Consider the following 25940-nt stretch of genomic DNA (forward strand, 5'->3'; position numbering starts at 1 on the left):
CACTTACTAGAACTTTACGCAACTTGCGCACTGCTAGTATCTGTGTCCTTCGCAACAAAGATTTGATCAACTTTCAAGAGTTTGTAGCCAACCCATAGGCTCGAGACCATAAACAACCCCATAATCACAGCCAAGGATCGCAACGTTCCATCGTAGAAATAGCTTGCAAGCTGGAGACTCAATGCCGTGACAATTAATCGCCCAGCCACAACCACAGCCGCTAAGCGCCCTTTAGCCCCGGGAATGCTTTCCAGCATAAGAGGCCACAAGATATTGATTGGTAGTATAATGCCGATCGATTGAAACAACATGACCCCAGTAATGATCAAGGGATCTTTGACATTAAACAGAATAAGTACCGGCATCAACACCATGAACACCACCATCATGGACACACCAAAGAAAAAACATTTTTTCTGACCATATTTTCTCAAGAAGAATCCAGAACTAAAACTCCCAACAGAAAAAACAGCCGCAAGGGCCCCTTGATAGAAGCCAAATTCTTTTAAACTGACCCCCAGATCTTCCATATACAAAATAGGCGACATCCCAATAAAGATCCAGTAAACCTGAAGAGAAAGAACGATGGAAGCAATGTAGTAAAAAGCTTTTTTGGAGCGCAACACGGGCACATACTCTTTTAAGGAGAAAGTCACTTCCGAATTCTTGACACCCTTTGGCAAATAGACAATTCCAAGCCCCAAACATAGAAGTGAAAGAAGAAGGAGAACCACAAAGTTGCCTTGCCAACTATAGTACATATTAACGAAGCTACCCACGACAGGCGCAAACGCCATTGCCAAAGTCAATGCCCCATTCAACGTGCCCATCAATTGTTGTTGGCGTTGTGCAGAATACATATCTGCAATGACCAAATAGGACAAAACGGCAGCGCCCGATATCCCAGCCCCTTGCCATAACCGCCCAAACAAAAGATGCCAGTAAGCTGTTGAAAAAATACAAAATATACTGCCAATCGTAAAGATCAACAACCCAAGCAAAATAATGGGACGACGGCCATAACGATCCCCTAGATTCCCAACAATCAGAGACGTTAAGCAGTGAGCCGTCAAATTCACAGCCAGCGTCAGCTCCACCATGAAAGGGGATAGATGAAAGGCATGTTGCAAATCTGGAAAGCTGGGGACAAAAATGTCAATCTCAGCTCCGCATAGGATTTGCATAAGGACAATCGTCATCAACAGAGGCATTTAATGGACTCGAGGTTTTTGATTAAAAGTAATGTTTACTTTAAAACATATAATTACTTAATTTGGAAAATACAATCGGAAACAAAATTATTAAGCACCGCATTCAAGGGCGAAGTGCAACACAGCGTACGGTGTTACCATCTTTTTAGAACCGTCCCGCATCGCCCTCAAGTTTTTTTTCCTCGTTCAATTTATATTCTCTTTCAATTTCCTCTAGCATTACTTCTATATTGGCGTAAGGAATTTCCACGTTAAACCTAAAATCTTCTTGGTTTGGGTGCATATCATAGACATCTGCATTGCTAAAGTGAAATTTAAAGGCGTTTAAGGATTCTGGATCCCCGCCAGGAAAAATATTTTCGTATGAAACCTTTATATAGGTATTCGGTAATACCCCCTCAAGCTTATCAATGCCGAAGGCAGCGACTAACGTTGGATTCATGGTTAGCTCTGGATTTATAGTGTCATACCCTTCATGTCGATGGTCGCCCAAACTGCTTCCTGAGCATTCGAAGTATTCACACAAAACAAACAAGGCTGCTCTTGGGATCGGCTTCGATTTATCTAACTCATAATCATCCAATGGTATGTAAGGTTTCTCAATAGGATTGTTTCCGCAGCCTATAAGAGCCATTATACCATTGAATGGACGAAGCTGCAGAACACCGTAAGTCTCAAAAACTCTTCTCATCTCTTCAAGAGGAAGAGTAATTGTTAAACTTTTAACCAAGGTAAGGGGATCTTCAAAAGAGCATTGTTGTTGCTCGTTCAACGTATTGGCACCAACTTTCAGACGGCCAAATCTATCTCTTTCCGTTTGGTACCTTTCTTGCATCTGAACATACATAGAGAAAACCTCTAAGTATTCCTTGTCCGTAAGCGCTGCTTGAACAGCTGGCTTGATGTCGCTAGCTTGATCTACCAGACTTTCTTTTTTGGCTAATACTGTTGTAAAATGATGATTTTGATCTTTAGGATTATTGTCGTTTGCTTCAGCGCCATAGGTAGCACCATGACCGTAAACAACTACAAGTAAGTAGGTGGCAGCAAAAGATAATATGCGCTTATTCATAACAAATGGTCCTATTCATAAATTTTTAAAAGGATATAGGCCGCTTATAACGGACTTTAAGTACTTATATAGTGCTAAACAATATCTATATCAACCATTTATTTCTACTTTAAGTGACTTCCAAGTAATTTGATGAAAGGGCTTCAAGTAATGGGTTTAATGCAAATAAAAGATACAACTCAACTTCTTGATTCTTTTGATATATACCCCTCACCCGCTCATTTCGCTCACGCTCAAGAGCGACCTCTCCCACAACGGGAGAGGTGAAAATGCACGAATTATGAACATAAGATTTCGGAAGGTTGCAAAAGAAGACTGTTCTTTACCTCTTCCATTGCTCAGTTATGCTGTAGCGAGTGGGGGCATAAGAGATTAGGATAAGGAACCAAATAAATAGCAGAAACCCCAAACCTCACCCATTAATAATAGTTTTACCCAGTACCTCTCAATCACTAATCCTTTGCCTTGAGCTCTTGGGAGTTGGCTTTCCCGTCATCTGCAGATACCTCCTCCCCTTTCCCTTTATCAGCTGCCAGCGTGGTCTCCACGACCTCAGGTCGGTTTTGCGGTTGTTTTTGGTTTTTTGCTTTAAGCTTTTCTTCAAGCAACTTCATTTGTAATTCTACCAAGTATTGTTCTTGCTCAAAAACTCTTTTCCTCTCAGCCCTCTCAGCCTTTCTCTTTTCGTCTTGCTCTCGTTTCTCTTTCAGCTTTAGCCTCTCTTGCTTAGATTTGAGTGTTTGTTCCTTAACGGATTGCAATTCTTGTTCTTTTTTTGAAAGAATGCTCTCAGTAGTAAATTTCAGTGTTCTTTCCTCTTTTAATTTCTGTTCAAATTGTTCTCGAAGTGTAGATAGTTCTTGAGCTTTATTCGAACATTCAAGCTTAAGCGCTTCCGCTTCTTCACGTAATTCAAGAGTGCTTTTAAGCTCAGGTTTAAGAGGGCTTTCGAATTTCTCCTTCACAATCATATCTATTAAGTCAGAGCGTCTGCTCTCTGCAAGATCTCTTAAGCACTCTTCCAAGCTTTTGATATCATGAAAACGTCGAGCCGTCTGATCTATATTGAGACTAAGTTGCTCACATGCTTTCAAAATCAAATATCGGTCAACAAGATCTAAGGAATCAATCCCTTCCATTAAAGTGTTTTGAAGCAAGATATGGGCATCATCCATTCTTTGACCTTCCGTCAACACGGTTAGTGGACTGGCTGATTCGCGCTTTTGTGCCTTCTCAGCTCCCCATGTGATGGTGGTATTGATGAACCCTAGAAATAGAACGAAGGCCAAATTTTTGTAATGCATGTATATCTCCAAACTTATTAAAATAACTCAATCAAACTGGGATGCCTCAAAGAGCTTAAAGCCTTTTTAATGCTATGGACCTGCTCTCCTCGGCTTTATCTAAAAGTGTGCTCATTCTAATTATTCGTATGAACACTGCTTTCTAGTGTCTGTGAAGGTACTTGATACCTCCTTAATTCCTCTTCCACTTCAAGAGTTTTACGAATCCGATCAGCTTCATCCTGTTCGGCTTTAAGGCGTAATTTCTCGCCCGCTTCTCTTGCTCTGTTTTCAAGTTTTTCCTTCTTTTTGTGTGCTTTCACTTGCACGATGGCTTGTTCGGCCCTCAATAAATCCTGTTCATGTGCTAACTCCGCTTTTGCTTTGGTTAACGCCTCATCAACGCCCTTGGTTCTTTCTTCAACAGTCCCTCTTGCCGCAACAACACTGCTTATTTTTCCTTGTTCTTTCTCCTTAAGAGATCTTATCTCCTCAATCGTAGCCTTCAGCGATTTTTGACTTCTATCGATTGTAAACTTATCATTTAAAGAACTTGGCCAATAACACGAAGGCTTCATATTTAATTCACGATAATCCTTTGTTTTTTTTATTATTTTTGTGAGCCAATCATCCTTCTTGCTGACCAAAGGAAGACGATAAGTTGGAAGATAAGGGAGAGCCTCTTCCTTTTGTAAAGTTTGAGTTTTCCACTTTTGTGCAAAAGTTTGTAACTCTCTTGCCAAATATTGGCGTGCCACTTCCAACTCAAGCGGCGGAAGCCCTCTGTGTTCAAGATACATCAAGAGTATTAGAAACTCATTAAACGCATATTCTTCTTTAAGAGAAGCGCGATCCATAACAGTTAAGGGAGCTTCTCGCCTTTGCAGATCTACCGAAGGGGTCAGTCTGGAAGTTTCTATGGGGGTCTCCGGTAACCTTGGCATAACTTCAACCTGATCAGGCTCGGATTGTTCCGCTTCCTTATTCATAATCTCCACAGATGGTGGCAGCAATTCCTGATGAAGCTGCTCAGATGGAGGTAGAGTGACTTCTTTTGCAACCGGTGTTATCTGTTTCTCGATGACCTCTAAAGGCTTATTAAGATTTGCGAGGAGCTGTTGACGCGTCCTCTCTTGCGCTTCCATGAGAGCATGACGGGTTCTCTCTTGCTCTTCCATAAGCGCTTCACGCGCCTGCTTCTGGGAGATTTTTTGCTTCAATTTCTTATTTCTTTTCTGCGCGGCTTGCACTTGCTCTTGAAGAAGACGCAAACGCTTCTCTCCTTCTCGTTGTTTTTCTTTATTACTGTTCTCCTGAGCCTCTCGCAGTTCTCTATCGATTCTATCATCAATGGCATCCATTCTCTTCTGAGTGGAGAGAGTTTCATCCAAAACATCCCCCAATCTTCTCCTTGTCTGGGCGAGTGTTCTTTGCGCAGCTTCTTCCTTTTTCTTAATTTGATCCGTTTCTGATTTCCATTTTTTGCGCACATCCTTAGAATTTTGTTTCGTCTTTTGCACGTTACATTGCGTTTCTTTTAATTTTGCTGTTTCCTTTTCCAGTCTTTGTTTTTCAGCACCTTTTAACGCTTCCGCTTCTCGGACCCTTTTATTTATAGAGAGTAATTCTTCGAAGCGCTGTCTTCTCTCACAAGTCAAATTTTCCAAAATAGCATGTAATTTGGCATTTTCAGGGTAACGTTTACATAGTCTTTCGAGTTCAATTCTAAAAACCACAAACCTCCACAAGAGAGCGTCAGATTGATAACCTGGGCGCTTTTCTAATTCCAAAAAGGAATTTGGGTATATTTTATAAAGAATTACAGAAACACCATTATGATAACGCATACCCCCTTTTTTTTCAGGCCAACCTTCTCTTAAAGCTTTTGTTTCCTGGTCTATATAAATTCCGACTATATTTGAAAGGGAAAGAGAATACTCTTGAGTATAAGTTTGAGAAGCCTCTCTATTGCGTCTTTTAAGCTCTAAGTAACGTTCTCTTAACGGTTCCAAGGGCACCTGCAAATCAGCAATTCTAGGTGTCCTTTTTGGGGCACTCATTGGAACCACGGTGGCCGTTTCAATAGGTCTTCCAAGCTCATCTCCTTCGACCATATCCGGTCCTTGGGCTCCTAAGGTAAAGGATGCACTTAAGAGTCCCAACAAAAGACTAAAAGCTAAATTCTTGAACTTCATGAAATATCTCCTAATAAACAACGAATAAATCCAATATTGATGAAGGGCACCAATCCTTGAGCCTCATCTACTTTATTTCAGCGAGAGTGATTAGCATCTCCTCATTTTCTCTGATAAGCTTTTCCAACATTCTTTGAGCCTCAAATAACTGCTTCTCCAGCTCACTCGACACCCCTGTTTCCGTTTTATGGAATCGCTCCATGCCTGCCTCGCGTATGCGGCGTCTTTTTTCTTCGTATTCTCGTTGTTCATGTTCCTTCAAATCTAGCTTTAATTGACCCAATTTCATTTCTGCAATCGCAATTGCTTCTTCAGTAGCCCATGTTTCACTTTTTGCGGCCCTCTTGGCGTCTTTCATTTTTTGGCGCATCTCCTCCTCACGTCTTTCTTTTACCTTGAGTTTTTCAGTAATAGAGGTTAGGCGATCCGCAGCCTCTTGAGTGGAGGCTAGAGCCTGCTCCGTTTGTTGCTGATACATTGGAACTTCTGACTGATAAGCACTCAACTGACTCTCACGCGCCTGAATGGTGGTTGATAAAGCATCGAATCCACACTTTTTGAGGATATTTGGCTGGCATATTTTGAAAGCCTCCCAAGCCGAATCGACGGGTGTCTCTTCATCCACGCCTCTTTCAGCTTGCCATTCTTTAAAAGCCACTTCTGTCGCTTTTTCCCAAAATAATTTGGTATGATACAGCTTTTCTTGAGAAAGATTGCCCGTTTGATAAACAAGTTCTAAGAATATGGAAGCTTCAGCATCCAGAAAGGCTTTCTTCACAAGAGCACGCTCCCCAGCTTCACGTAAATATTCCTGTCTTAAGGCCTCTCGTTGTGCTTTCTCCTCAGCTTCCCGTTGCTTCTTTTCTTGCTTTAACGCTTCCTCGAGAGCCCTCTTCTCAGCTTCTTGTCTTTTCTTTTCAGCCGCTTCAGCAGCAACACGCTGACGTTCTTCAGCCGCCAAAGCTTCTTGCTTTTCTTTTACGGCTTGGAGATTTCTTTGATACTCGAGAGTGGCTATTCTTTTTGCCTCTAATTCTTCTGGTGATTGTACAGCTGGTAATTGTACAGCCCTTGCCCTGGGTAGGCGGATGACGCAAAAAGAGCGGTACTCAATGCCGTCATCTTCTTCATCAGCCCCCAACACACATGTCGTACTGATTAACCCCACACTCAGAAAATATGTAATCATTTTGCCATTCATAACAGTCTCCTAAACACCGAAAATAAGTTTTTTTAAAAATTATGTGTTCGTTGCTCGCACATTATAGAGTGGCAGTTTTTAGTCAATACCGTAATAATACGCTAGTCATTAATGAGGATTTGTGAGAATTATGCTTGTGACTTAAGAATCTTCAAGATGGCTAAGTGCCTTTGTTCTTCAATTCCGCCAATAGATCTTTTACCCGTGTTAAGGCTTTGGGATTGTCTTTCAACAGCTTCTCGGCCCGTTTGGCTTGAGATTTTGCTGCATCAAATTTCTCTAAAAGAAATGCCTCTTCAGCGAGCGCGTACGCTGCTTCCCCCACGCGATTTGTTTTGCCATAAGCCGTTGCCAACAGGCGCCAAGCCATGGAATAATCTTGAGGATGTTTTTGCGTCAAGGGAACCAGAATATCCACCGCTTCCAGACAGCCGGGCGATGACTTTCGCTCAATGAGAGCATGGGCCAGCATGATCTTAATTAAAGGACTGTTGGCTCTCAAGGATAAAGACTTTTTCAGTGGCTCTACAGCTTTATCAACTTCGCCCGTTTCGAATAATATTTGACCTTTTAATTCATGAAAATAGGGGTCCTTGGGATAATCTCTCAATAAATGATCAACTTCTTCCAGAGCCTGTCCAAACTGTCCCAACCCATATTTAGCAATAGCACGGGCATAACGGGCATGTTGACTCGTATCCGATGGTTTATAAGTTTGCAACGCTCTCGACGGCTCCAAAAAGGCCATCAATTTTGCCTTGATGCGCTGAAACTTGGCCTCAATATCATGAGGGATAGTTCGATTGTGTGGAAAGCATCTTCTCAAATTTTCATGAACGCTTTGAATCCGATCCGGCGTCAAGGGGTGACTTCGGGAATAGAGATCAACTCTGCCAGTTGACTCATACATTTTGTGAATCTTATGTAAGAACTCAGAGAGACCTTCTGCTGGCCAGCCCAATTGCGTAAGGTAAGTCAGAGCTGCTTGGTCAGCGGATGATTCTTGAGCGCGGGAGTAATGCAACATCCCTCTTTCAAAAACATGAGCACCACCGGCAAGCGCGGCTTCTAAGGGTGCTGTTTGGCCACTCGCTAGCGCAAGGGCGCCCCCCAAGATCACTGCAGCAGCAGCAGGTATGAGAGCTTGGGTTTGGGCAGCATCCATGCGAGAAATATGCCCGCCAGCAATATGCCCAACCTCATGCGCCATAACACCTAAGAATTGTGAGGCATTGTCACATTTCATCAAAAATTCAGAATATATTAAGATAATGCCACCAACGGTCGCCGCCGCATTCACATCCGGATTAACGATAATATAAATGTGCGGCTTGTACTGCCTCAATCCCGCTGCTGTAAATATCTTTTGGATCCAGCTCTTAAAGGCAGTATCTGTTTCATCATCCAGAAGGACACTCCCCGTCTTAAACTGAGGTGGCCCTGCCGAGATTGGGGTTATAATGGCGCATATAATGAGAAAAAGCAGACTTGTAATGACTTTTCGCATCATCATTCCCTACCAGTGAGTTGAATCAACCTGGTCTCACCAAATCGTTAATATCTGCAATATTTTCTATCATCAAGACTCGAGTAACCTTTTCCACCAACGTCCATGCGGGCTCTTTTTCGAGGGGGATTCTGGTCCCTCGGGTAAAGATGTGATTGGAATAGTAACATCCTTTGATTTCGGTTTTGAGGTCTCTACACTTTTTAAGGACGGCCGAGACGGTTTCTCAGGTGTGGTTGGAGCTTTCTCTTTGGGTTGTTCCTCTACGACAGGTGAGGCGGTCGAAGTTGACTCCCCTTCGCTTCCCTGTTGCTGCTGATGACGCTGACCACTGCGACGGCGTCGCCGACGACGCCGAGGATGTTCAGAAGCCCCCTCTTCCCTTACAACTCCTTCTCTATTATCTTCCTTCGAAGAAGATGTCACGGAACTTTTCCTGTCCTGTTGGGGGACTCCCAAAATTTCAGATACGATTTGTTCTTCTATGCTGGCAGAACTTCGAGCATTGTCCGTTTGAACAAATTTTGGCCCCGCATAGTCACTCCCGTGTTGTTCACCCTGATTTGGGTCTCTCGGGCGGTCATGATCACGCCTTTTTGAGAATGGACGACGTCTCCTTCGACGGCGACCTCCCCCTTCTCCTTGAGAAGCATGATGAGGAGCAAATATTTCCTCTTTATCTTGTCCAGGGGATAGTTCATTTTGCAGCTCATGATGTTCGTCTTCATCAATTGACTCTGGAGAAGGCAATGGGAGAAGTTGCGGAAAGTCTAAGGGAACTTTCCGTTCAGCCAAACTTTCAATACGGAAATCAGGAGAAATAATCAGATCATCGCGTGCAATGATGATGTGCATTTGATATCGAGCTTCCACAGCTGTTAAAGAGGCACGTTTTTGATTCAACAGATACAAGTCAACACCTGTAGGAACTGTCACAACAATTTCAAGGCTACGTCCCGTAATCCCCTCATTTTCAATGGCCCGCAAAACAAGCAAAGACATAGATTCCACAGAACGAACCAATCCCGTTCCCCGACAATGTTGGCAAGGCGCTGAGTTTGTCTCGATCAGACTTGGATGTAGCCGTTGTCTGCTGAGCTCTAGCAGCCCAAACTGGCTAATATGACCCAGTTGAATTCGCGCGCGGTCACGGCTGGTTGCCTCCTTCAAACGTTTTTCAACTGCATGAATATGTTTTTGATCACTCATGTCTATGAAATCGATAACCACCAGTCCAGCTAAGTCTCGCAAGCGCATTTGTCGAGCAATCTCATCCGCTGCTTCAAGGTTAGTTTTGAGGGCTGTATCATCAATATGACGCTCTCGGGTGGATCGACCAGAGTTAACATCTACTGCAACCAAAGCTTCTGTTGGGTTAATGACAATTGATCCCCCAGATGGAAGCTTTGCCATCGGATTCATCATGGCATCGATTTGTTCTTCAACTTTATGACGGTGGAAAAGAGGAACAGAATCCTTGTAGGGCTGAACACGCTTGGTATGACTCGGGATCAATGCTTTCATAAAACCCTTGGCGGCTTTATATGCTTCGTCACCTTCGACGAGAATTTGGTCAATATCTTTATTATAGACATCCCGAATCGAGCGCTTAATCAAATCGCCTTCAGCATAAATGAGCGCAGGTGCTGTTGCTTTCAGGGTTGTCTCTCGAATTTCCTCCCACAAACGAAGGAGGTAGTCAAAATCTCGACGAATCTCTAACTTGTTACGCTCTTGTCCAGCTGTGCGGACGATCAAACTCATCCCTTCTGGAATCTCGAGTTCTTTTAAAATATCCCGCAAACGGCGCCGATCCGTTCCTTCGCTAATCTTTCGAGAAATCCCTCCCCCTCGATGACCTGCGTTTGGCATCAAAACGCAATATCGTCCTGGAAGGCTCAAATAAGTTGTCAAAGCCGCGCCTTTATTGCCGCGCTCTTCTTTAACCACCTGGATCAACATGATTTGGCGGCGCTTAACAACCTCTTGGATCTTATAGTGATAGTTACGTGGGCGGCGGGGAAGCTCATCCTCATCCACCAGATCGATACCGGCATCCATAGTATCTTCAGCGGGAATAGAAATAGAATCAGAATCATCGGTCAAGAGAGCGCCCGTATCTTCCGCAATGATGGAAGAATCAGTGTCTTTATCTTTAGACTTAACTTTAGCTTTCGTTTTGGGCTTTGGCTTCTCTTTTGGTTTTGGCTTTGCCTTTGTCTTTGAAGACTTGGCTTTTTCAGAGCTTGAGCCAGCCTGCGTATCTTCTTGAGTCGTTATTTCCCCACTCTCTAAAGCAGGACGATCTGATACAGGGATACGAAAATAGTCCGGATGAATTTCACCAAAGGGAAGAAATCCATGGCGATTACCGCCGAACTCCACGAATGCTGCCTGCAAAGATGGTTCAATTCGAATCACTTTTGCTAGGTAGATATTTCCTTTAATTTGTCGTTTTGTTGATGTCTCCGAATCGAACTCTTCTAACCGGTTGCCGTCAACAATTGCAACTCGGACTTCCTCGTCGTGAGTTGCATCAATAAGCATTTTTTTAGCCATAAGGCATTAGTCTCCATAACTGGCCGTGACATGGCAGAGCTAAGAGAGCACTTTAATTTTAAGTGCAAATCAGTCATAAGCCCATCTATCACGGATATATTAATATAGGGATGAGAAAGCAAAAGTGCCGAGTCTTTGACCCGACTTTTGCTCGCAACAAGACCGGTTACGAAGTGTGGTGGCGTAATTTTTTTATTCAACATAATAGGTCACCTTCACGTATCCAGTCATAAATTTAATCATCTTCACTTATAACTTTAACCTTAACTCCCCCTGATAACCAAGCAAAAAAAGTGGGGTAGATGCATTTAAAGGGAGAAATGCATGTATCATTTACTATTTTGAGCTTTGTGAGGCGCAGATAATTTAATATGAATCGCATAACGATTTTTTCTCCTCGTTGACTTTTTTAACGTTATTTTGTTCTTCAGCCCAATCTATGCATCTCATATTCTCAAGTTCTCAACACCACTTGGCCTTAATTGACAGTTAGACATCAAAATAATTAATATAAGTCCCGAATTCACACCTTATGAATTTGCTTTTTATTAAATATTTATAAACTTATATAATCATACAATTGTGGATAGTGAATACATACACATCTTCGATTTACAAAGGAAAGAAAGATGGCTAAGGAACAAGATACGGGAAACAAGGCAACCACAGCCAATACCACGCTGCCAGTAACGATCCATGCACAATATATTAAGGGATTGTCCTTTAACAATCCAACACCCCTCGCCTCCTTTACCAATGAGACCAATGCACAACCCAGCATTTCTATAGGAATACAAGCCAACGCTGCAAATTTGGGAGGACGTAACTTTGAAGTGACTCTAGAGATCCGAGTTGATGCTACCCGGGAGAAAGCCCCATTATTTAATACAGAATTAAAGTATTCAGGCATCGTTACGTTAGGAGATGGCATTGAAGAAAATGAAGCTGGAGCCCTCTTAATGGTTCAAACTCCTGCTTTGTTGTTCCCTTTTGCCAGAAACATCATAGCCAATGTCACCCAAAATGGCGGATTTCCGCCCCTTATGCTGGCTCCAGTTGATTTTGCGGCTCTTTATGAACAGCAAAAGAATCAGGGAGATGCTGGGGAAAAAGCAGGAAAGCCGGTCAAAGGTGAAAATTCAACCCCTGCCGAGAATGGGGTTGATAATCGATTGGTCGATTAAGCTCCACTCAACTATTCCAAAACTCGTAACTATAAACAGGTTGAGCGTCTACGATCCAAATATGCATTATCTAGCTAAAATGGATTAGTCATCATAAAATGGTGACTGACTTGTAAGCATACCCATCGTAAAATGCACATGAAGTTTGGGAATTGATCATCATGATATTTACTCAATATATTTGAATTCTGAGCAATTTTTACTATTTCCATTTCATTATTGTCAATAAATTTATCCTGGAAGGATGAGATGACAAACTTGTTGTTTGAAACAGTCCAAACAAAGCCCCCTCAAGAGTCCTAAATTCTTGCTTTCTTCCCTGTTATTTATAAGCATTCATTAGAGTTTCTATCTGTTGTTGGGTTTGCGCGGATCGTTTGTCTACCTCTTGGAGGTATAGCTTTACCTCAACATCCCGCAATTTTTGAGTAAGGAATGCATCATTTTCCTGCTTTAGTTCTGCATCGGTTTTAACTGTGTAAATTGGATCCATACCAATGATCATTCGAGTTCCATTGAGCACTGCATTTGTGTCATTTTTAACGTCAGCTCCTACCGAATCAAAGTAAGCTGATACACGGGGTTCCACGGTTGGGAATGTGTCATTGAATTTTTCCACACCGAGCCTAAACAATTGGCTAGGCACAGTCAAAACAGTCTTTAGAGCTCTGCCCTCAATCATATTTCTCGCCTCAATGGTGGAAATCAGGTACTGGTTTGCATCGTGCTCATCAATGGCTCTTTGTCTTTCTTCAAGTTTATTGATTATCTTTCTATCGCTATAGTCTGGAATAAACCCTGCTGCAAAATCTAAACCCGTAACTGTTAAAGCTACAGGCAAGCTAGCGGCCATTGCTATCCCCGTCGTAACACCTCCATAAACAACAGCACCAACACCCGTATTAATTGTGGCCTTTGCGAAAGAGTCAGGGAAATCATGGCCATGCCCCCAATGCTGAACGGCCGCGTCTATCCCGAAGCCAACAAGAGGAAGAGCTTTGAGCCCCGTTTTCCAACCAGAGCTGCCGACAGGTGCTTGTTCCCACACACCCGATATAGGATTCACTTTCATATCAATGGTGATTGGGGACTTATAGCCTAGACTTTTTGGTCCTGTTGAACTCAAGACTTCCACATGGGGGTTCGAGAACGGGCCCTTATATTGAGGAATCAATGCGTTTCCAGTCCCAGAGCTTAGGTTTCCATAGTTTGAATACCTCAGCGGATAGGTCCTTAGAACCAGTGCGTTTCCGGCTCCAGAGTTAGAATAGATCACTGGATAAGACTCAGGAATTAATGCATTTCCGGTTCCTATGGTATAGGCATTACTGCCTTGAGGAAGAACAAAGGACTTTCCCCCAACCAAATCATGCCCCGTTGATGGTCCTGATGACCCGAATTCCCAAAGAGTTGATTTGTTTAAGGGACCTCTGCTGCCATTTGGAGTTTGAGTTTCAAAATATTCTAGTGCTTCTACTGTCCTCGGGCACAAAGTTTTCCCGATTCCTGCATTTTCTAATCTCAACAGCTCTGTGTTGGTAAGGAGTGCTGGGATTTCTGAGGCTAACTCCATCTCAGCCTGCATTGTGGCAACATATTGCCCCCTATTCCCCTTGTTTATCAAACCACTATTTTGAAAGTTAATAATATTCGTACATAAGGGTGATCCCTTTAGGATCGCATTTTCAGCACTCATTGCAAGAGGTGAAGGAAGCCCACTCGCGTTGAGATTGCGATGGAAATACCCCCAGGTTTCATGAAACATGATGTGCTCTTCTACGGATCGAGGCTGAAACGACGAGCTCGTTATACCCCTTGCCTGCATATCTTGAGAAAAGCTATTCAGGAGAAGTCCCATATTTTGATATGTCTGCCCAGGATTCCCAGGAACAAAACCAGGAATCAGTGATTGTCCACCAGACATCAGGTCTAAGTACCAATGATAGGCTTCGTGACCTAAAACGGAATGGACTGGATAGTTAGGATGATTTGAGAGTCCGGCAATGAGGATCCCTTTTTGTCCATTATTGCCTAAGGGCACATGAGACCCCAAGACGCCCTTTGGAGTATGACCCGAATTATAAAAGAAAGCAGAAAGACGGGGGTCATTCAAGGCCACTCTTCCTCTTTGAGCATACACTGAGGGGTGGTCACTCAAACTCTTATAGGTATTTTGGACTGTCGACAACAAACTTGGATCTTGGACATAGATTTTTGTACCAGAAATGATATGGGAGAACGAAGCACCACCAACATTGAGGGGGGTTCCCATGGAATTGAGCATGGGAACCATTCCCGCCAACAAAGCAGAACCGCCTCCCATGATGAATGGGGACTGGTCAAAAGGGCTGGTAGGAGCTTGGGGGACTTGGGGCTGAGATGAACCACTCCCCCTTGCGGAATCACCATTCTGATTCGCGGATGTTGGATGTTCCGATAACAAAGACTCAGTTCGATGGGGTGTGTTTTGGAAAGTGACGTCCCCAAAGCCAGAATAAGCAAACGATCCGGGAACGGGTGATGGGAAAGGGCCAACCATGGGTTGATAGGGAACAGGTGTGGATGCTACAACCTCTGATGTTACGGGCTGAGGCGTGGGTGTAAGTGCGTCCCAAACATCGCGCGCTCCATCCACAATTTTGTCGACAACTTTGCCACTCACTTCAGCGACATCGTGTGCAAATTCCTTGACAGTATCCATGGTTTTTGAGGCGCCATCGGCAATCTTTACACCAAGCTCTCCTGCATCTTTTCCAAATTCATCCCAAGCCTCCGGATTAACACCGGTCACAATAGGAGTCGTTATATTGATCCCCTTATCGGTGTTCCGATAAGTTGCCGTACCCACGAAATCAAATAACTGGAGAGGTGCTTTTGGATCCTTCGGCGCATCCGGATTTTTCAAGGCAATCGATGCACTGACCTCATGGCCATTATTGGAAACACCAACGGTAGCTGTACCATAGTACTGGGTATCCGAACCCATCTTCTCGAAATTTCCACTATAGCCTACGGTATAGCCTCTATTCCGGTACTCTTCTGGGAGACCTTTAGAATGAACAGGCCCGATGTTTGCACCGTTATCGCTCTTCAGATAAATCTTCGCGCCTCTTAAATGAGCGGATCCAATACTGAAATCCTCTCCGGCCTCGTCAATAAAGAGTCCAGCTGTATGGGTCGCTTCACGAGATTTTTTCTTACTGAAATAACCACTGAAACTCCCTTTGTAATCGATTGAAAAGCCCATGCTCGTCGTTTTGCTGGTATCTTGACGCGTCCGTGATTTTACCTCGCCAATATGTCCCGAAGCCTTCCCGGCATTCAGGATACCGGCATCTTGATTCAGTTTTCCAACATTAATATAAAGGGTACCATTCACATTCGTCACGGCGGGAACCCATCTTGTGGTTTCTGTCTTTGATTGACTAAATCTCACACCTGCGGTTGCATCTTGACTATTGGCCGATCCATAGATGCCGACCGAAGTGGTATTACTCGACCCTTTCAGCTTGGCGCCTGTTTGGAAATACCGTTCTGCGGAAATATGGGCATCCCCTAGAGCTGTAATGCCATAGCCATTTCTTTGATGAATATCGTTCGTGAAATCTAAGGTCAAACCGTTCGTCAAAATAGACCCTGGGCCAAGCGTTTGCCATTGACGATCAGAGAACACACGATCTATGCCAATGGTAAGCGATGGGTCAGCCGCGTGAGCAACACCCTCTATGTAATCGCCTTGATTCAAGTCATGAACCAAGTCTTTAGAAGCTTGTAAAGCATTCAAAGATTTCCACTGAGTCAATAAGGAATAATCATAAGAGACTTTTGTGCTGATAGAACTGGATGAGTTATTCAATTTGCGTCGATCAAGGTACAGATTGTGACCCATCATGGACAGATCGCCCTTGGCGCCAACATAGCGAAGTCCTGGCGCATTCACATCCCCGTTGGTCGACCAGATTCTAACCGTCGAATCCCCCTGGTTCACAAAAGTTGTGGTGTTGTTGAGCCCCTTCGTTTTCTTATCATAGGTGTCAAAAACAGGATTCCATTTGTTCGCTCGAACGGTTGTATGGCCGCTCTTTCCCTTCATGTCGAGCAAAGAGACTGAACCAGATGTAATGATGTCAGCTCCCTGACCAGCTACAAATATACCAGCTCTTTGCATGAAGCCACCATTTTCACTACTCGCAACAATCTTACCAGGGGTTGAAATTGCCCCTGTGAAGAATTCAGTGTCAAAATGGGTCTTCACCTTTGTGCGCCACTTGTTTTTATTCACCTTCTGACGAGAGACATAAAGTTGCGAATCCCCTTCGTTGATAAAGCCGAGTCCTGCATCAATGACGATGTCACTGCCCGCACCAAAATTACCGCCAACACCGTGTGCTTGCCCTTCAGATCTAATCCGCAAGCCCATCTTACGCATTGATTTTTCACCCGTGCTCGGATCAGTGTATTCGTATTCCACGCCAGTTCCACCGATGAAGTTGACGCCTTTGAACGCAACGTCAGTCACCATACCTCTATTGTACCTATTCGTTCCGTAGGTGAGGTTTTTCTCGTGCTGCCAAATAACTTCTTTACCTGAATAGATGTCTGTAAAGACTCCCGCTCCAAGGGTGGAGCCCGCTCCAACTGTGAAATTCTCCTTCATGGAATAAAGCCCTAGCTGGGAAGCCGCCATCAAATTCACATTGGGCCCAACAGTGATTTGATCCGTGTGGAGCTCAAAACCTTTCGAAGCAGAAGTTTGGGAAGTGTTAAAATGCACATGCTGATTTGTCTCGACAAACATATAATCAGTGATACCGAAGTTCCTATAACGGTTCGTTTGTGTCATCAGATCGGGCAAATCAGCAATGGCAAGACCCTTCATACTGCAGGAATTTCCTTTAATATTTGCTCCAGGATCCAAAAAAAACTGGCCTTCCGTATGCAGTTGATGATGTGGGGCTTGATTGTCGGCGCAGGCGTGGATATGTAACGACCCACTTCTCGCTTTCACTGAGGAGAGTTCAGTGGCCCTTGTTACACCAGCAAAATCGTTGGTTTCCCCTTCGCGGAAAACGCGTTTGCCTGACGCTTCAGCACCTTGTTGGGTAATCATATCTTTACCCGCGTTGAAAGATACCTCCTCACCAACCGTGGTCCGTGAACCAGACTCTTCAACAACAGATCCATTTGAAGCAGCAGAAAAGTTAACGGTCGCAGTGCTAACACCATTCACTCTTGTACCTTTATCACTGTTGTAATGAATATTCCGCCCCGCGATATCAGAGCCCTTTTCTTTGGTCAAGTATTCAGTGGCTGTGCCATAAACATCGCCGTCAGCCTTTACTTTTAGATCTTCACGCAGGAGGAGAGACCCATCCGTTGCATGACAGGCAACACCGGTCGGCGTATCAATGTTTCCGCCAACTGATGCACTCCCCCCAGCTATGGTCACGGCCTCATCGATAACTTTTGGGGTCGGATTATCAGCAGACTCATCTTTTGCAACAGGCGCATGAGTCACTGGTGGGACGTATCCCTCGCGTTTAATCTTGATAGTTGAATCTGCGGTTACATCTGTATGTCCTTTATCAGCGATGACACGAATGGTCTTTTCGGCTTCAACGTTACCAGCAAACTTTGTGGAGCCTGCGCTATGTTGGCTGTATGACTCAACGATCAAATTGGCACCTTTCTCAACAGCCGTGCTCGCTCCTTCAACAAAGAGGGTGCCAGGCATATTGACTTGGGCTGTCCCCAAAACTTGGGCTAACTCTTCCGCATCGAGCAGGACATTCACGCCTTTTGTTCCCCCAATAACTTTTCCTTTAAAATCAATCGTTTTTCCCTTCACTTCCAAGGCTTCAGAGTGCTCTTGAGGCTCCGTTTTATCCGTTCCTTCAGGAGATGTTGGTGGCGTTTCTTGGGTAGGCACTGGGGATTGTGAATCCTGTTTGGCCTCTGGGGTAGGTTCGGGTGCCACATGTCTCAACACGCCCGTCTCAGTCACAACCGTGGCACTTGCTTTCGTCCCCACAGCGATTCTTTCGCCGGCCACTTCACCCCCTTGAGTTGTTCCAGTTTGCCCAACAAGGGCTGTTACGGCTCCTTCAATTTTAGAGCCAGCCTCAGAAGTTGCTGTCGTTGCCCCCGTTACGGAAGCCAACGTGCCCCCTTTTACGGCACCACCATTTTGAAGGGTTATATCTTCTGTTAAAGATTGTGCTTGGGCTTTTTCTTGCGCATTCATGGTGCCACTCACCGTCGTTTTGCCTTGGCCTTGGGTGAGGACGTTTTGACCATTGGCCACCGCGTTCGCCCCAAAGTCCATGGTTCCACCGGAAGTGTTTTTAACGTCACCAACCGCATTTACTTTACCGTTGAAGGTGTTGACTTTCGAAGCGTGGTTGTCCAACGCTCCAACTTTAAAACTGTCTTTCGCCTCAAAGTGTGATTCAGCACCCTTTATCGTGAGTTTTCCAGCCAATTCAGAGGTTGCAGTCGCTGTGATATGGGCGAGTTCTTCCGCATCGATTAAGACATTTACACCTGGTGTCTTGGATTCTAGTTTCCCTCTAAATTCCACTGTCTTACCCAGTACGGATATAGGATCCGTCAATTCTTTTGGGGCAGAAGTTGCAAGTTGTGTCATCTCTCTTTGCGGTTGAGTAGGCTCTGCAGATTGTGAATCCTTTTTGGCCTCAGGAGCAGGTTCAGGCGCCACATGTCTCAGCACGCCCTTCTCAGTCACAACCGTGGCACTTGCTTTCGTCCCCACAGCTATTCTTTCGCCGACCACTTCACCCCCTTGAGTTGTTCCAGTTTGCCCAACGAGGGCTGCTACGGCTCCTTCAATTTTAGAGCCAGCCTCAGAAGTTGCTGTCGTTGCAGCTGTCACAGTTGCTGATTTCTCACTGTTCACCTCCGCTCCGCTTCGAACGATAGCGCTCCCTTGGCTAGATTTTACAGAGGCTTCATCAGTCCCATTGGATTTACCTGCAAAATCCATATTCCCTGTACTTTGAAATGCGGCTCTTTCTCCTGTTGCGGTTGCGCCCTCTTTAACCAGCATTGTTCCCTCTGCTGCCACAGTGCTGCTGGCAGCATTCAGATTCGCATTATTTTCCACAACGACATTTCCACCAGCTTGAACTGTATAATCTGAAAACACATATTTATCGCCACCAATCGTGTAATCCCCCGAAGCTAAGGCCGTGCTGCGAAAGGTATATTTCGTTCCAAGATCTGATCCTGTTCGTGTCGACACGTTCGTGGTAAAAGCAACAGTCGTACTTGAATCATAATCCCATAAATTTCTGCGAGTGACCGAACCGGTTGCGTTGTATCCGCCGTCATAAGAGAAGATGCTGTTGGCAGTGGTATTGCCGCCCATGAAGCTCATGAGGGCATCCTTTGTTCGACACTCTTTCTTCAGATCCCAAAGTAGAATCGGTTTTTCAGGTTGTGGTTGTGTCTTTTGTTTGGCAGAAACCAAGTTCTTAGCACCTTGAAAGGTCTGAAAAGCAGACATTCCGAGACCCAGAACCTCCCCCCCCTTTTTTGCAATTCGACTCAGTCTATATTCATTCCCTTCATCGCCTTTGTTATCCATGTTATATAGAGTGTACGCAGAACGTGCCACGCCAATCCCACCAAGGAGGAGTTGGCCACCCATAATAACGTTTGATGCGGCTCCCTTGCACACCAAATTACCGACAGAGAGAGCAGTGCCTGCCACCCCCAAAAAATAATCAACTCCCTTTTTCTCACCAGTGCCCAAAAGTGAGGAAAATTCAGGAAGGTCACGGATGGTCCCCCCATAATAAGTCAGGTTAAGGGGGGAGTTTGCCGTATAATTGTTGGATTGGAAAACACCACCTGGACCAGCAACATTGGCGAGTAACGCATTAATTTTCAAAGAGCTGCTTCCCCGCATACGACCAAGCACATTCATATTTACCACCGTGTTGATTTCACCAGTGGTAGCCGAAAAATCTGCCATAAAGTTTACGTTTGCGCGGTCCGCATAAATTTCTGCATGCTTGGCATACTCCTGCCCCCCAAACACGTTAAAGTGATATTTCGTGTCAACCTTTAAACTTTCATCGGAGTCGAGATAACCTGAGTTGTAAACCATGTTTCCACCTCTCAGAAGGTGGTCCCGAGCCGACAGGGTGCCTAAGTTATAAAAGGCATCTTCAACATCGACTTCTGTTTTTCCGCCTTGGATTACCTTTTCTGTTTTGGCCTCTTCTGGCTTGACCGATTTTGGCTTGGCTTCTTCCTTGCTTTTCTCCGCTGTGCTCTCATCTTCCTCTGGTTTTTCAATTGGCTTCGTCTTGATCCTGCCTGTTTTTTCAACGGTTGCGGTTTTACCTTTTAGGTATGTTTTCTCGGTGCTCTCAACTTCTCCGGCAATCGATATTCTATCCTGAGTTACAAGATTGTTTGTAGCAGCTTTGACGAGAGAGCCTTCTTGGGTTTCAATGAGTTTGTCAGCGATTTCGGTGGATGTTTCAGAAACTACCAACTTCGAATCCGGCTGATGTTGAATCTTTTCTCCTTGCAAGTGAGAGGAGGCAACATCTGCCTCAAACGTTTTGCCAAGGATAATATCCTCTTTGGCCACAACCTGTTGATGCCCGTCCTTAACTTTACCATCAAGTTCAGCTCTCCTGGTATTTACGTCAACGGTTCCTCCCTTGATTTCATTTTCTTTTTCCGTTTTAAAGAGGTTAACAACCTTCAAAGCCAAAAACCGCGCCAACTCTATCTTCCCGGCAAGTGTAACATTTTCTGCACGACCTGATACCATTCCTGCCTTTGTTTGATCCCCTTGATGCTGTATGAGATCTTTGACATCCAAATCGAACAACCCATCAATTTGACGACTTCCCATAAGTTCAGCGACCTTAGCCCTTAACGTCAGGTCGTTAAAAGACTGCATTTTATCAGCAAGTTTCGCGGCACTTGCCGAAATAGATGTATTATTACCTTCAAAAAAACCAGATCGGACTATTCCCCCTTTACCTTCATATTTTCCACCTGCAGAACAATGGATAGAGGAGTTACTGGAAGTAATGTTTCCCCCTTTTGTTAGGTCCCCAGTTGCTGATAGAAAAGCACCTGGGGTAAAGCTACGGATTTGCTCAAGCACTTCCGCAGATAGCTCAATTGCAGGCCAATCCGAACGAAACTTCAGAAATAGGTTCCCATTGAATTGGAGGTTGTGATCGCTGTGCATCGTAAAATGATCTTGAATTGAAAAGTTTGCACTTTCTGGAATCGTCAGATCATCTTGAAAGTTAACAATGCCGTTTTGGGCTTGAAAATTACCTGTAATGCGGCCGTTTTCCGCATTCACCATAGCAAGCCCTTGAACTTGAGTGTCGCCATCATCATTGTAAGTTGTAAATGAGCCTTGAAAATGTTCCCCAACCTTAAGACGCCCTTCCCCAGTATTATGCCAAGCCCCTTTAACCATCAAGGCTTTGACGATATCAACCAAACCAGAGTTTGTTGTGGAAGTTACTTCCCAAGCAGCTTGTCCGAATCTGATCGTTCCCGTATTGGTCAGTATTTCTGCTGCCAAGGTCATGGTGTCCGTATTGAACTCCCTATAGTTATCGACTTTTCTTGCCTGAACTCGGCCTTCTCCAATATCAATTTTGCCGCGTCCCGTGAGAGTATCAATATTAAGAACAGCCATTCCTAATCGCATATTTCCTAGGACTTGTAATGACTTAAGCACGTCCTCAGATACCATGAGATCAGATTCAAGACGTGCATCTTTATTAATCTTAAGGCCCTTCAAATTGCTAACTTTGAGTACCTTTGTGAGAGATTGAGCGCCCAATTCATATGTACCATTGGCCAAAGACACGAACCCATTTTGGGATTCCACCCGGAAGCCCTGGTTAAGAACTGCATGGCCCGCGAGAACAATATCAATATAATCACGGGCATGAAGAAGGCTATCCGTCGTAACAGCCCCCCCCAAATTCATAGTCAAGGAATTAAACGAAGGTAAGTTTGAAAGATAGAAATTATGGTGATTGAATCCGCGGAAATCGATGTGTCCACCTTGGTTATTCAGCTCGCCAACGACAGTGCCTTTATGGAGCAACTCCACTTGTTCAAAGGGAGCTAAAAAGAGGGTGCCACCATCTATAACGAATTCACCCTTATCGTTTTTAAACACCTCACGATGGGATTTAGAAAACGTCTCTTGCTGCTGAAATTTACTAGGGATACGAGAAATCTCAAGGGTCTCACAAGCCAAAACAACGGGAAGGAATTGGCTATTAATGAAGCTGATCAGCGTTAAGTAGGTGACGAATTTCTTAAACATTTGACGATCCTTGAGTTGGGTCAGTTAGTTGACGAATTCAATAGTTACAGGTTCAAGTTTTTCTTTTGCCGCCTCGCGCAAGTTGTTAATTGTGGTTTGAGTCCATTCTGTGTATTTAAAAACCCCCCCAAGTTGTAGGGTGAGTCGACGTAGATTCGGTATCTGAGCCAAATTCTGACATGTCCAATTATAGTGCACGCCTTGTTCTCCATTTAAATCACCAAAAGTTACGACAAGTGCTACGATAAAGGGAGACAAAGCCGTAATGCCAAGCGCATGAACAAAATCACGTGGTCCTTCAATTGAGCTCCAATCTTCCATAATTCGACTCCCAACTTCAAAGCCACCGCTAACCCAATAGGGCATAGGGAGCTTCACTTCATGCAATTCGAGCTTAGTCGTCAAAGCTTTTGCTAAATGGTGCATTTGCTTATTATAAAGATCCGAATTGAGCACATTGATAGATCGCAATTTTGTCATTTGGGCAACAATTTCCGTAAATGATTTACCGAAGCAGCCTAACTTTACCACACCAAAAAAATCCAAATTGAGAAGGGTAGACGCGTTCAACTTTAGCCCTTCAAAAAAATCCCAGGCACTGGGAAATGCGCCGTTTTCATTTCCCAATGCTAAATCACGAACCTCCAACTCTTCTAATCCTCTCAATTTTTTTACGATATCTCGTATTTGGGAATCAGTAATCCCTGATTTTCTGAAGGGTTGACTCAAGAACTGCTTAAGATGAATCAGGTGGATCTGTCCTTCTCCAACCAACTCTTTTGATCCTGCTTTTCCGTCTATAGTCTTTCCATAATCGTTAAGAAATGTAAACAACTCAGCCGAAGGGGGGAGATTCGAATCTCTAAAGTCAAGCTCTGTTAGATTTGGATTTCCCCGAATCATGTTCATGAGCGTCGGAACTTCATTGGTGAAATCGATACCAGAAAACACAAAAGATGTCGGCTGAAAGGAGGGCACTTTTTTGAAGGGAAGGACTCGTGGCTGCCCCTCCTTCTCGATAACCAATTTTCCATCTGTGGTTGTTACTTTTCTTCCATGTTGTGCTAAAAGAATGAGTAGCTCTACAGAATGAGGCAGTGTAGATTCAGTTAAATCTAGCTCCCTTAAATTTGGACTTCCATTGATAAGGGTCATTAATAATGTTCGTTGAGTCAAATCTGAAAAATCAAATTTCCTAAGGATCACGGATATAGGTTCCCATGCAGGAAGACCTGAGTTGTTTTTGATAAGTGACCCCAATTGCCAATTTTTATCCCGATCCCAAATAGAAGGGATCGGACTACAATATAAATCAATCCTGTTCAAGCGTACCTTTGGTACGTTCCACAATAGGCAAAAGGCATTATAATCTAAAGTTACCTGGTCAAAGAAGACTTCATCAGCATCGACTTTCCCTATACCTGCACTTTTCGTTAATTGCCACAGACGATCACTTACAGACTTCTGTTCAACATCACTCTTCCCTTCAAGCCGAACGTGAACATGAACCTGCATATTGTCCGTAGTCCGGCGTGGAGTCCCAAACCTAAAATGTTTCAGACTTTCTGTCAGGGGTGGCATATCCTTTTCTTCCATCCGGAGCAATATCTCGGTTAAATCAGCTGCCCCTTTCAATGAGCTATCTTTGAGTTTCATCTTGAGGGTCTGTGAAGGCGATTCCGCTTCAACCCAGAATAACGTGTCACCTTCTATCCCATTCAATCGATAATAACCCTCTTTAAAAGAACCTCCTGAGGTCGTCGTATCTTTTGGCAAAAGCAATGGATAGTTTGTTTTTGTCAAGACTTGCAGGCAAACATCTGCATCAGTGAGCTTTTCAGGAACGTATCCCTCTTCCCCTTTATTAAGAAGGACGCAAGGTGTCATTGTCGATTCAGTTAACCGTGTTAAGAAAAAGGTCTTGCTGTCGCTTGAATAATAGATAAAGGAGGTATCTTGGTGCACAACTGAGGCGACCTCATAATACTTACCCAGATAGTCCTGAAGAGCACCAGACTTGGCATTTAACACAAGGGAACACGGTTGGCCACGTTCCTCAGACGGATAGTTTTTAGGACACTCAATTTTATTTGTTCTTGCCCAATCCGCCTGTTGACTCGGAATATGTTTCCAAACAACAGACTCCACTTTTCTTAGTTTATGTTGAGCATCCAGAAATAATACGGTTAACAGATCTCTTCTGACAGGTTCGTGATCAAAGCTATGAGCAAGCATTCGAGACCTTTGACCATCTTCAAATCCATAGGGAATGAACACGAAAGAACGAGGTGGATTTTGGCAAGGCTCAATTTCCTCTTTGAAGAATTTAATCGAGCGATCTCGACTCAATGTGAGAACGGGCGGACAGTTGCACTGTTCCAGAAATTCCTCTCTATTCTTATTCCAAACAAACTCTTGCCCAAGGCAAAGATTTTTCTTATTTAATTCAGCCACGTACTTTTCTAGTGTTTGGGACGGTGCATAAGGACAGTTGAGATCTATTTTTGGGGGTTCTGGTGTAAAAGAGGCTTCAATTGTTTCTTCATGAGATCTTCCATCCCAATTATATATGAATTTTATCCGTGCCTTGTTGGCTTCTATATTTTCTAAACTAAGAGAAAAGGTGGTTTCACCCAATACGAATGTATTGTTACCTTTATATTCATAGATCTTTGTTCCCAATTTCAAGTCCATGATCTGGATCGCGCTACGGTCTGAAGCAAGAATTTGAACAGATTCTATTGCCCAGAAAACAAAGAATAATGACAGGAGTCTCTTCATATTTACCTCATATCAAAATTTGGATAACTGTTATATTACAGCAGCTTTCTGGTATATGCCTTTGCACTAGTCATGTCAATTATAAATTCCTTATAAATTCAAAATGTCGCAAAATAGTTTTGACAATATTACCAAACAAATAGATCTGGGATAGAGCAGTTGAGCAATTGTGTAAGTCAATTTTAGATAATGGATAATAGGATGATTTTCAAAACGAAAAAGCATACAAACACCATAATGTTAGGCCTGATTAGTTCAGTTGTTGTGGCAATGACTTCTTTTGCAAGCTCTCATGTAAATGAGGACCAACCTTCAGACACCCTTGTGTCAATATCGCCTCATGCGCAATTTAGGTGAGGTTCAGATATAATAATTGCCAGGTTCCTTAATAACTGCTGATTAGGGTGTGACGATATCTGCTGGCAGGGGTATTCACTTTAATGGGAAACTCGAAACGCCTGGCGGCATCATTGGACCTGATATCTCTATAAATGCAGACAGGATCACAGCAATAAATAGTATCATTACCATTGAAGGACTTAGAACTTTCGAGAATTATGGAAACATCACCGCAGAAGCGATGGTGATTATGGAATAATCCG

11 protein-coding genes are annotated in these 25940 nt (G+C 43.9%); 2 read left to right on the forward strand and 9 right to left on the reverse strand.

What is annotated here, in order from left to right; translation table 11 throughout:
- Window positions 1–14 precede the first annotated feature (14 nt).
- The 7 genes from K2Y18_04335 to K2Y18_04365 all read right to left on the reverse strand — a co-directional run bounded on the left by K2Y18_04335 (window position 15) and on the right by K2Y18_04365 (window position 11028).
- Entirely contained in the window at window positions 15–1199 is a 1185-nt protein-coding gene (locus K2Y18_04335) for an MFS transporter (GenBank protein MBX9804967.1), read from the reverse strand.
- A 157-nt stretch (window positions 1200–1356) separates the two neighbouring features.
- The gene (locus K2Y18_04340) at window positions 1357–2283 is read right to left on the reverse strand and encodes a hypothetical protein (GenBank protein ID MBX9804968.1); all 927 of its coding nucleotides are present in this window, start codon (window positions 2281–2283) and stop codon (window positions 1357–1359) included.
- Window positions 2284–2735: 452 nt separating this feature from the next.
- Window positions 2736–3587 (reverse strand): hypothetical protein, encoded by an 852-nt coding sequence (locus tag K2Y18_04345; protein ID MBX9804969.1) that lies wholly within the window; start codon window positions 3585–3587, stop codon window positions 2736–2738.
- A 116-nt stretch (window positions 3588–3703) separates the two neighbouring features.
- Entirely contained in the window at window positions 3704–5761 is a 2058-nt protein-coding gene (locus K2Y18_04350) for a hypothetical protein (GenBank protein MBX9804970.1), read from the reverse strand.
- 67 nt (window positions 5762–5828) lie between these two features.
- Window positions 5829–6962, reverse strand: a complete 1134-nt coding sequence (locus K2Y18_04355) for a hypothetical protein (GenBank protein MBX9804971.1) — start codon at window positions 6960–6962, stop codon at window positions 5829–5831.
- A 160-nt stretch (window positions 6963–7122) separates the two neighbouring features.
- Window positions 7123–8475 (reverse strand): M48 family metalloprotease, encoded by a 1353-nt coding sequence (locus tag K2Y18_04360; protein ID MBX9804972.1) that lies wholly within the window; start codon window positions 8473–8475, stop codon window positions 7123–7125.
- 66 nt (window positions 8476–8541) lie between these two features.
- A complete protein-coding gene (locus K2Y18_04365) occupies window positions 8542–11028 on the reverse strand; it encodes a ribonuclease E/G (GenBank protein MBX9804973.1) in 2487 nt (828 codons plus the stop codon).
- A gap of 629 nt (window positions 11029–11657) precedes the next feature.
- Between K2Y18_04365 and secB the strand changes: the two genes are divergently transcribed.
- Entirely contained in the window at window positions 11658–12212 is a 555-nt protein-coding gene (gene secB / locus K2Y18_04370; protein MBX9804974.1) for a protein-export chaperone SecB, read from the forward strand.
- A 322-nt stretch (window positions 12213–12534) separates the two neighbouring features.
- On the opposite strand, the gene K2Y18_04375 is transcribed toward secB, so the two are convergent.
- On the reverse strand, window positions 12535–22557 hold the full coding sequence (locus K2Y18_04375; protein MBX9804975.1) for a hypothetical protein: 10023 nt from the start codon (window positions 22555–22557) through the stop codon (window positions 12535–12537).
- 24 nt (window positions 22558–22581) lie between these two features.
- Window positions 22582–25338, reverse strand: a complete 2757-nt coding sequence (locus K2Y18_04380) for a hypothetical protein (GenBank protein MBX9804976.1) — start codon at window positions 25336–25338, stop codon at window positions 22582–22584.
- Window positions 25339–25744: 406 nt separating this feature from the next.
- Here K2Y18_04380 and K2Y18_04385 point away from each other — a divergent pair, with 406 nt between their 5' ends.
- Window positions 25745–25936 (forward strand): hypothetical protein, encoded by a 192-nt coding sequence (locus tag K2Y18_04385; protein ID MBX9804977.1) that lies wholly within the window; start codon window positions 25745–25747, stop codon window positions 25934–25936.
- Window positions 25937–25940: the final 4 nt, after the last annotated feature.

The organism is Alphaproteobacteria bacterium (assembly GCA_019746225.1).
GTDB lineage: Bacteria > Pseudomonadota > Alphaproteobacteria > Paracaedibacterales > VGCI01 > VGCI01.

Bases quoted from the DNA above. Each gene is read 5' to 3' on its own strand.
- K2Y18_04335 (MBX9804967.1), bottom strand. From the start codon at position 1,199: ATGACGATTGTCCTTATGCAAATCCTATGCGGAGCTGAGATTGACATT.
- K2Y18_04340 (MBX9804968.1), bottom strand. From the start codon at position 2,283: ATGAATAAGCGCATATTATCTTTTGCTGCCACCTACTTACTTGTAGTT.
- K2Y18_04345 (MBX9804969.1), bottom strand. From the start codon at position 3,587: ATGCATTACAAAAATTTGGCCTTCGTTCTATTTCTAGGGTTCATCAAT.
- K2Y18_04350 (MBX9804970.1), bottom strand. From the start codon at position 5,761: ATGAAGTTCAAGAATTTAGCTTTTAGTCTTTTGTTGGGACTCTTAAGT.
- K2Y18_04355 (MBX9804971.1), bottom strand. From the start codon at position 6,962: ATGAATGGCAAAATGATTACATATTTTCTGAGTGTGGGGTTAATCAGT.
- K2Y18_04360 (MBX9804972.1), bottom strand. From the start codon at position 8,475: ATGATGATGCGAAAAGTCATTACAAGTCTGCTTTTTCTCATTATATGC.
- K2Y18_04365 (MBX9804973.1), bottom strand. From the start codon at position 11,028: ATGGCTAAAAAAATGCTTATTGATGCAACTCACGACGAGGAAGTCCGA.
- secB (MBX9804974.1), top strand. From the start codon at position 11,658: ATGGCTAAGGAACAAGATACGGGAAACAAGGCAACCACAGCCAATACC.
- K2Y18_04375 (MBX9804975.1), bottom strand. From the start codon at position 22,557: ATGTTTAAGAAATTCGTCACCTACTTAACGCTGATCAGCTTCATTAAT.
- K2Y18_04380 (MBX9804976.1), bottom strand. From the start codon at position 25,338: ATGAAGAGACTCCTGTCATTATTCTTTGTTTTCTGGGCAATAGAATCT.